Genomic DNA, 9,001 nt, shown 5'->3' with positions numbered 1-9,001 from the left:
GGGGCGTCCATGAGGCCGCCCGCGCCGATCGCGGCCAGGTCCAGCTCCAGCGAGCCCCACTCGAGCCAGTCCAGCAGCCCCGGCAGTTCCTCCGCGCTGCCCGCGGCCACCAGCAGCCGCATCCGGCCGCCCTGCGCCGCCACCGGGAACCCCCGGCCGGCGCGCCCCAGGCGCTCCAGCGCCGCGTGCCCCGCCTCGGCCGGCAGGTCCAGGACGTCGAAGCGTTCCCCCACCGCCAGGCGCACCGGGCGACCGGGCACCGTCGGCCAGCCCAGCGCGTTCTCGTACCAGAGCCGGACCTCGTCGCTTGGCTCGCCCGGCTCGAGCGGCGGGCGGACGGCCGGCCGGCGGACGGGCGGGGTCGGGTCGGGGACGGTGCCAACCATGTCCGACGCAACCGCCGGGAGACGCTCCGGGTTACGCTGAGTGGCGCTAAGTGTCCGCAGAGTGTCGAACAGGGGGGCGTGCGGGGGTTGTGCGGAGGCGCAAGGTTGTTCGCCCGTAGCGGAGGGAACCCGTGCACTCGGCATGGACCGTCCGTAGCAGCGGGTAAGACATCCCTAGTGGGAGGGGTCGACACGCAGGGCGGCGGGCTTTCCGTTCGCCATGGGCGTACTGGCGAAGGGGCTAACTGCCTGGCCTGCGGGAACATCGTCTCGCACCATCGGGTTGGAGCAGATGTCGGCGTTCGGGGTCAGGAGGCCATCGACGGTGTCGGCAGTTGGAATGAGCGGTCCCCGCTTGCGGGACTAAGCTGCGGAAGGACAGGGAGGGGAAGTTCCCCTTACTGCCTGACCGCTCTGAGGAGCGATTAACGATGTTCGAGAGGTTCACCGACCGCGCGCGGCGGGTTGTCGTCCTGGCTCAGGAAGAAGCCCGGATGCTCAACCACAACTACATCGGCACCGAGCACATCCTCCTGGGCCTGATCCACGAGGGTGAGGGTGTCGCCGCCAAGGCCCTTGAGAGCCTCGGGATTTCGCTCGAGGCGGTCCGCCAGCAGGTGGAGGAGATCATCGGCCAGGGGCAGCAGGCGCCGTCCGGCCACATCCCCTTCACCCCCCGTGCCAAGAAGGTCCTGGAGCTGTCGCTCCGCGAGGCCCTTCAGCTGGGTCACAACTACATCGGCACGGAGCACATCCTGCTCGGCCTGATCCGCGAGGGCGAGGGCGTCGCCGCCCAGGTCCTGGTCAAGCTGGGCGCAGATCTGAACCGCGTGCGGCAGCAGGTGATCCAGCTGCTCTCCGGTTACCAGGGCAAGGAGACCGCCACCGCCGGCGGTCCTGCCGAGGGCACCCCCTCCACGTCCCTGGTCCTCGACCAGTTCGGCCGGAACCTCACCCAGGCCGCCCGTGAATCCAAGCTCGACCCGGTCATCGGGCGCGAGAAGGAGATCGAGCGGGTCATGCAGGTGCTGTCCCGCCGTACCAAGAACAACCCGGTGCTGATCGGTGAGCCCGGCGTCGGCAAGACCGCCGTCGTCGAGGGCCTCGCCCAGGCCATCGTCAAGGGCGAGGTGCCCGAGACCCTCAAGGACAAGCACCTCTACACCCTGGACCTCGGTGCCCTGGTGGCCGGCTCCCGCTACCGCGGTGACTTCGAGGAGCGCCTGAAGAAGGTGCTCAAGGAGATCCGCACCCGCGGCGACATCATCCTGTTCATCGACGAGCTGCACACGCTGGTCGGTGCGGGTGCCGCCGAGGGCGCCATCGACGCGGCGAGCATCCTCAAGCCGATGCTGGCCCGCGGTGAGCTGCAGACCATCGGTGCCACCACGCTGGACGAGTACCGCAAGCACCTGGAGAAGGACGCGGCCCTGGAGCGCCGCTTCCAGCCGATCCAGGTCGCGGAGCCGTCCCTGCCGCACACCATCGAGATCCTCAAGGGCCTGCGTGACCGGTACGAGGCGCACCACCGCGTCTCCATCACCGACGAGGCCCTCGTCCAGGCCGCCACCCTGGCCGACCGGTACATCTCGGACCGCTTCCTGCCGGACAAGGCGATCGACCTGATCGACGAGGCCGGCTCCCGGATGCGCATCCGCCGGATGACCGCGCCGCCGGACCTGCGCGAGTTCGACGAGAAGATCGCCGGTGTCCGCCGGGACAAGGAGTCCGCGATCGACTCGCAGGACTTCGAGAAGGCCGCCTCCCTGCGCGACAAGGAGAAGCAGCTCCTGGCCGCCAAGGCGAAGCGGGAGAAGGAGTGGAAGGCCGGCGACATGGACGTCGTCGCCGAGGTCGACGGCGAGCTGATCGCCGAGGTCCTCGCCACGGCGACGGGCATCCCGGTCTTCAAGCTCACGGAGGAGGAGTCCAGCCGTCTGCTCCGCATGGAGGACGAGCTGCACAAGCGGGTCATCGGCCAGGACGACGCCGTCAAGGCGCTGTCCAAGGCGATCCGCCGTACCCGTGCGGGTCTGAAGGACCCGAAGCGTCCGGGTGGCTCGTTCATCTTCGCCGGCCCGTCCGGTGTCGGTAAGACCGAGCTGTCCAAGGCGCTCGCGGAGTTCCTCTTCGGTGACGAGGACGCGCTGATCTCCCTCGACATGTCGGAGTTCAGCGAGAAGCACACGGTCTCGCGCCTCTTCGGTTCGCCCCCCGGCTACGTGGGCTACGAGGAGGGCGGTCAGCTGACGGAGAAGGTGCGCCGCAAGCCGTTCTCGGTCGTCCTCTTCGACGAGGTCGAGAAGGCCCACCCGGACATCTTCAACTCGCTGCTGCAGATCCTGGAGGACGGTCGCCTGACCGACTCCCAGGGCCGGGTCGTGGACTTCAAGAACACGGTCATCATCATGACGACCAACCTCGGCACCCGGGACATCTCCAAGGGCTTCAACCTGGGCTTCGCCGCCGCGGGTGACACGAAGACCAACTACGAGCGCATGAAGAACAAGGTCTCGGACGAGCTCAAGCAGCACTTCCGGCCCGAGTTCCTCAACCGCGTCGACGACGTGGTGGTCTTCCCGCAGCTCACGCAGAACGACATCCTGCGGATCGTCGACCTGATGATCGACAAGGTGGACGAGCGTCTGAAGGACCGGGACATGGGCATCGAGCTCTCCCAGTCCGCCAAGGAGCTGCTGTCCAGGAAGGGCTACGACCCCGTGCTGGGCGCCCGGCCGCTGCGCCGGACCATCCAGCGCGAGATCGAGGACTCGCTGTCGGAGAAGATCCTCTTCGGCGAGCTGCGTCCCGGTCACATCGTGGTCGTGGACACCGAGGGCGAGGGCGAGTCCCAGACCTTCACCTTCCGCGGCGAGGAGAAGTCGGCCCTGCCCGACGTCCCGCCGATCGAGCAGGCGGCCGGCGGAGGAACCGGCCCGAACCTGAGCAAGGACGTGTAAGCGCCACGGCAACCGCGAGGGGGCCGGTGCCCGAGAGGCACCGGCCCCCTCGCGCGTGCTCTCAGGCGGAGAGGGAGGACTCGAGGGCGGCCATGGGGGCGTCCCGGAAGGAGACGACCAGCTGCGGCTGCCTCGCCCGCAGTCGGGCCAGGTCCGGATCGTCGGGGGAGAGCTCGTGCCCCCTGGCTCGGGCAAGGTTGAGCCGGGTGAGCGCGGGGAACGTGTCCGCCAGTCCTTCCGCGCCACGCAGGTCGGTCACCTGGCGCAGCCGCAGGGTCGTCAGATGGGGGACGGGAGGGAACCGCCGTAACTGTTCCAGCGACTGGACGGCCGTGTCCACCTCGGTGATCCGATGGGCCTCTCGGATGAATTTCCAGAACTCAGCGGCGTTCAGGGGCAGGGGCAGCATGACCGAGGTCAGGGATTCCCATGCTTCGAGACCCCGGACGTCGATCAGTCGGGGTGACGGCAGGGCGAGCCGGGTGACGCCTCGATGGGCGGGCACGGAAGCCAGCGAGGTGAGGTGCGGAGTGGACAGGGTCAGCGAGGTGAGGGCGGGTATGTCCGTCAGGTGTTCCAGCGCCTCCGGCTGCAGTGGCACTCCCAGCGACAGCGTGGTGAGCGCGGGCAGTCCGGCCAACGCAGAGACGTCCTTCAGGGCCGAGACGCTCGACGAGATGCTCAGGGATTCGAGCAGCCGGCCGTGCGCGTGGAGGAAGTCGAGGTCCCCCAGTGCGGGCAGGCGTTCCAGACGGAGCCTGCGCAGCATGGGCAGCCGGGCGGCGGTGAGTTCGGTGGAGGTGAACCCACCACTGAGCGTGAGTTGCGCTCCCACCGGTAACTCGTGGAGCAGGATCAGCTGTTCCCGGGTGCTGACGGGCAGCGAGTGACCCGGCGGCACCAGGCTCAGCACCGAGCGGGCGTACTCGGCGGTGGGGAAGTTGCTCCAGGACCGCATCAGCCGCACGTACACCGAACGCGGCATTCCCGGAGTGCCGACGAGTCGTCGCGCAGCGGGAATGGCCTCCGTTCCGCCCACTCTGCCGACGAGCTCGGCGATCGCAGCGGCCCGGAAGGGGTCCAGCCGTTCGGGGTCCGGGAGGAACCGCAGGACGTAGGGTCCGAGCCGTGCGGCCTGCGGCACCTCGGCGGGAGTGAGGGACGCGACGAGGCCGGCGATGCGGGCGCGTACCTGCTCCTGGAGCGTGCCGTCGAGCCAAGCCGCGTGCTGGGCGCACAGGGCGGTCAGCACGTGCAGCTGAGTGCGCAGGGGTGATGCGACGTCTTCCGCATCGGCACGGCCGAGCAGACCTTTCAGGAGGTCGCCGATCTCTCGTCGGCAGTGTCCGGCCGCCAACAGGACCACGTCCTGCCACAGCCCGTCGTCGGCGTTACGGACGAGTTCCCGCAGAGAGTTGCTCTCCACCAGTTCCTTCGCGGCGAGAAAGTCCTGGAAGGTGCGGTGGATGAACTGGTAGGAACTGTCCCCGCGCTCCTGAAGCAGACCGGAGCGGTTGAGCAGGTGCGTGAGGATGTCCTCGGGACTGCCCTGACCGCGCACGCGTTCCATACCCGCGAGCGCGGCTTCCAGCTGCGGCCGGGCCTGATCGCGGGTGAGTTCCGACTGACCACAGCGAACGAGCCAGACCGCGATGCGCTGGAGGATCTGCTGATGCTCCTCAACGGTCATGGTGATGCCGTCGGGTGCGTTCACGCGGCGACGTCTGTCGCGGTGACCCAGCATCATTTCCAGGGCCGACTGGTAGAGCTTGAACCGGGTCTCGGGAAGGAAGCCCTGGTGTCTGCGGTGCAACGCGCAGATCACCGCGCACAGCAGGGGGGTACGCGCAAGGTCGCGGAGTGCCGGATTGTGCCGGAACTGCTGGGACAGATCCCGCTCCAGCTCGGCCAGCAGCTCGTGGTCGTCGTCATCCAGCCGAGCCGCGCGGTGCCAGAAGACGACGAACCTGTGGATGTCGTCGTCCCGCATCGGCAGCAGGCGCAGCTCTTCGAAGCGCTCCCCCTCCAGCCAGTCGGGTTCGACGGCCAATGGCCGCACGGTGGCCACGCAGCGGGTACGGGGATAGCGCGTGAGCAGGGCACGCAACCAGCGGTGAGCCTCCTCGCGGTCTGCCTGGGGGACCTCGTCCAGGCCATCCACGAGCAGCAGGCCGCGCCCTGAGTCCAGGACGCGACCCACCCAGCCGTCGGGTGGTTCGTCGATCACCAGGCCGGCGACGTGCGGCAGCGCCGCGGGCGAGGGAAAGACGCCGTTGTGGGAACGGACGGCGCGTAGCGGGACGATGAAGGGCACCAGACCATTGAGGTCGGCCAGCGAGGTCGTCAGTGTGCCTGCGGCGGTGTGCGCCGCCAGCCACCACACCAGGGTCGTCTTGCCCGCGCCGGCGTCACCGCGCAGCAGTACCCGGGAGCGGGTGGCCAGCAGGGCGTCGATGCGATGCGGGGTGCGGCCTGCCATGGAGAAGGGTTGCCGGGTCGTGGTCGTGTCCAGGTTCTGTGCCGCGATGTCGGACAGACGCGGAGCGGCCTCCAGGCTCAGATAGGCGGAGTTGAGGTCCCATTCGGCTTCACGGCGGTTGAGGTCGTCCAGACCGAAGATGCGCATCCTGCGGAACGCGATGCCGACGGCGCAGGCGTAGTCGCGTTCGTAGTCGCGGTCCATCGGGTGGTGCTGGGTGATCGGCTCGGCCTCCGGCAGGTCGTACGGCATGCCGGAGATACCGGCGATCAGGATGCCCTCGGCCCGGAGGTGGTTCCGGCCCTGGGGGATCGCGCGCACGATGCCGAGGAGGACGCCGCCCGCGAAGACAGGCGCGCCGGACAACCCGGCCAGGGGACTGGGGGCGTCCTGGGAGACCTCGGCTGCGGGAGCCCGGTCGAAGGAGAAGGTGAGCACGGAGCGCGGGTGGGCGGCGGCGGGCAGGACCCGGCCGGTGAACTGGTCCGTGGCCAAGTGGGACCCGGTGTACCGCTGGATGTTCGGGTAGCCGATGATCTCGCAGTCCGGGAGAGACCGATCGGTGGCGAGACTGCCGATACGCACATGACCGGAACACGGCAGTTCGCCCGTGGTGAGGAGCAGTACGGCGTCCTGTTCCGTGTCCGACCAGACAACCCGGGCGGTGATGTGGCCGGCATGCCGAGGATGCGCGACCTTCGGCTCCTCGGTGGCGCCGACGACGTGGGCGCAGGTCAGGACGAGGTGACTGTTGAGTGCGACGCCGCTGCCCTGCCGGTCCCCGAGGACCACGATGGCTCGGCCGACGGGGCTGTCCGCCGGGTTCATCGGGTCGGATGCGCGGGGCCGGGAACCGGGGATCCCTGGCCGAAGCCCGCGGTGCTGCCACGGTCGTCGCTGCCGACCAGCCAGGGTGCGCGTGTCACGGAGTCGCGCGGGGTGAGGGTGAAGGCGACGCGATGGGTGAGGCCCGTGCTACGCGCGGCGTCGGCGCCCGCCTCCAGCACCCAGGCCCTGACCTTGCCGCCGCCCTTGGTCTCCCTGCGCAGCTCCAGGGTGAACTCCATGTCGATGGACCCCACCTCGAAGGCGACCGGACGACCGGTGGCGCGCGTGGCTGCCTCGATGAGCTGATCGCGTACCGAGGCAATGGCATCGGCGAGGTCGATACCGTGGTCGTTGTACGAAGCGGCGTCCATGTCTCCCCCGTGGAGTGCGCGCTCGGACAGCCATCTGTGACCGTGCCCCCCGAGGCCACGGCCGTACGGCTCCCAACGATCCCGACGTTACCCGGATTCGTCCCTGCACGCGGGGTACATTCCGAATTCTCGATCACCGGACAGAGGGGCCGGTGTCCGAAAGGCACCGGCCCTTTCCGCGCGCCCGCCTGCGTTACGACAGCCGTCCGTCGTAGTCCGGCAGCTTGAAGGTCTTCTCGGCGTGGCCGCCCGACAGGTCGGTGGGGCTGTTGCCGATGTTGGCGATGATCGTGTAGCCCTTCGCCTCGATGGCGGCGCGCTGGGCCGTCTTGTAGTCGGCCACGTTCTTGAAGAGGTCGAGGAACCCGCGCACGTGGAGCCCGGAGGACTCGTAGCCGGCGTGGTCGAGGTTGTACGCGGTGGGCGCGTGGATGATGCCCGGGCGGGCGGTCACGAAGAACAGGGCGACGCCGCGTTCCTGGGCGTACTCGGCGGCCTCCAGGACGGGCGCGTTGGCGGGCTGCGGGAAGCGGAAGCCGAAGTCCGTCTCCAGCGCGGTGTTGTCGATGTCGAGGACGATCGCCTGCTTCTCGCCCGGCCTCGGGTTCGCGATCCGCTGCTTCAGATAGGGCAGTGCCTGGTCCATGACCGCCCGGCAGTCCTTCTGCCAGGTGTCGTAGTCGACGTCTGCGGCGACGGTCGCGGCCACGGGGGCGGTCGCGGGGGCGGTGGCCTCTGCGGGAGCGGCCAGGGCGACCAGGGCCGCGGCCGTGACGGCGGTCACCGATGCGCGGCGCGACCAGGGGCGTCGGCTTCTCATGTGGGGGGTCCTCTCACGTCCGGAACGCGATCAACATGTCGTGTGCATGCTCGTCTGCGAGGGTGACGTGAGGTGAACCGTAGGGTTACCGGACGGTAGGCGCCTAGAGGCCTGCGCCACATTTCTGAAACGGCCGAACCCGGTTCCCGGTGACATGGTGCACAGCCGGTGCGACCGGTACTACCCGGAATAGTGGCCGAACCCTCGAATGAAAACGGACATTTAACCCAAAGATCTGATCGGTCAGCTCTAAATAGCGGGTTTTGTCCGGTAAGAGACCTCTGTCAAGAGACGTGCATCTCACTCCCGGAGTACGGCCTTCCGTCGTAGGTCACACCTTTGCGGCTTTTCGGGCGAAAGGGTTACCACTGAATGGCCACCGCGGCACGGACCCGTTCCGCCGGTGGTTTTCCTCTGCTCCCTCCCCCATGAGGTTTCGATGTCCCAGCGCGTCACGTCCCGTTCCTCCCGCACGTCCCTGATCCGCACCCGCGCGGCCGTGCTGGCCGCCGGCCTGGGTGCCTCGGCCGTGATGGGAGCCGGGATCGCGGCCGCCGCCGACACCACGGCGGCGTCCGGTGCCGCCGGTGCCGTCCAGGCACAGGCCGCCGCCCAGGCCAAGGCCGCGAAGGCCCAGGCCGCCCAGGTCGAGAAGGCCGCCGAGGCGAAGAAGGCGGCCCAGGCCGCGAAGGCCGCCCAGGCCAAGAAGGCCGCTCAGGCCGCCGCCGCGAAGCAGGCGTCCTGGGTCGACCCGGTGAAGAACTACCAGCTCACCGCGAGCTTCGCCCAGAACGGCGGCATGTGGGCCTCCAAGCACAGCGGCCAGGACTACGCCGTGCCGACCGGCACCCCGGTCCACGCCACCCACGGCGGCACCGTCGTCAAGGCCGGCCCCAACGGCGCCGGTGACGGCCCCGCGTACGGCAACGCCGTCGTGATCAACCACGGCAACGGCGTGTACTCCCAGTACGCCCACCTCTCGCAGGTCAACGTCAAGATCGGCCAGATCGTCAAGACCGACCAGAAGATCGCCCTGTCCGGCAACACCGGCAACTCCAGCGGTCCGCACCTGCACTTCGAGATCCGCACCACCCCGAACTACGGCTCGGCGATCAACCCGATGCAGTACCTGAACTCCCACCGCTGACACACCTGGG

At 69.0% G+C, this 9,001-nt stretch carries 6 protein-coding genes; 2 read left to right on the top strand and 4 right to left on the bottom strand.

Annotation, left to right across the window (positions count from 1 at the left end; translation table 11 throughout):
- A partial coding sequence (locus tag B7L92_RS20735; protein ID WP_255311060.1) for an SCO3374 family protein occupies window positions 1-386 on the bottom strand: 386 nt, incomplete at its 3' end.
- Window positions 387-817: 431 nt separating this feature from the next.
- On the opposite strand from B7L92_RS20735, the gene B7L92_RS20725 reads away from it, so the two are divergent.
- Entirely contained in the window at window positions 818-3,346 is a 2,529-nt protein-coding gene (locus tag B7L92_RS20725; RefSeq protein WP_081239006.1) for an ATP-dependent Clp protease ATP-binding subunit, read from the top strand.
- 61 nt (window positions 3,347-3,407) lie between these two features.
- Here B7L92_RS20725 and B7L92_RS20720 read toward each other — a convergent pair whose 3' ends face one another.
- From B7L92_RS20720 to B7L92_RS20710, 3 genes are all read right to left on the bottom strand, one after another.
- On the bottom strand, window positions 3,408-6,653 hold the full coding sequence (locus B7L92_RS20720) for a serine protease (protein WP_081239005.1): 3,246 nt from the start codon (window positions 6,651-6,653) through the stop codon (window positions 3,408-3,410).
- Window positions 6,650-7,024 carry a trypco2 family protein gene (locus B7L92_RS20715; protein ID WP_081239004.1) on the bottom strand — a complete coding sequence of 125 codons (375 nt, stop codon included), beginning with the start codon at window positions 7,022-7,024 and terminating at the stop codon, window positions 6,650-6,652. Before B7L92_RS20715 ends, B7L92_RS20720 begins: the two co-directional genes overlap by 4 nt.
- A 193-nt stretch (window positions 7,025-7,217) precedes the next feature.
- A complete protein-coding gene (locus tag B7L92_RS20710; protein ID WP_081239003.1) occupies window positions 7,218-7,844 on the bottom strand; it encodes an HAD family acid phosphatase in 627 nt (208 codons plus the stop codon).
- 439 nt (window positions 7,845-8,283) lie between these two features.
- On the opposite strand from B7L92_RS20710, the gene B7L92_RS20705 reads away from it, so the two are divergent.
- Window positions 8,284-8,991 carry a M23 family metallopeptidase gene (locus B7L92_RS20705; protein WP_081239002.1) on the top strand — a complete coding sequence of 236 codons (708 nt, stop codon included), beginning with the start codon at window positions 8,284-8,286 and terminating at the stop codon, window positions 8,989-8,991.
- Window positions 8,992-9,001: the final 10 nt, after the last annotated feature.

The organism is Streptomyces viridosporus (assembly GCF_002078235.1).
Classification (GTDB): domain Bacteria; phylum Actinomycetota; class Actinomycetes; order Streptomycetales; family Streptomycetaceae; genus Streptomyces; species Streptomyces viridosporus.
The sequence above is the reverse complement of the archived record's forward strand: the minus strand, read 5'-3'. Positions and strand labels throughout refer to the sequence as shown.